Genomic DNA, 248 nt, shown 5'->3' on the forward strand with positions numbered 1-248 from the left:
CTCGGCAACGAGCAGCTCGAATGGCTGGAGAACGACCTCAAGGGCCGCTCCAAGTCGACGCCGATCGTGCTGTTCGCCCACATCCCGCTGTGGACGGTCTATCCGCAATGGGGCTGGGGCACCGAGGCCGCCGCCCTTGAGGTCGACGACGTTGACGAGACCGACGAAGTGCACGCCGCCGGCGTCGAAGGAATAGTAGCCCGGACCCTTGGTGCCCTTGCCGTAACGCTCCTTGTAGAGCTTGACCT

General features: G+C 64.5%; 1 pseudogene. It reads left to right on the forward strand.

Going from position 1 to position 248, the window contains the following annotated elements:
- Nucleotides 1–248, forward strand: a pseudogene (locus FNJ47_RS52285) (hypothetical protein); the annotation flags it as partial.

Origin of the sequence: Bradyrhizobium uaiense, assembly GCF_010811875.1 — a bacterium.
GTDB lineage: Bacteria > Pseudomonadota > Alphaproteobacteria > Rhizobiales > Xanthobacteraceae > Bradyrhizobium > Bradyrhizobium uaiense.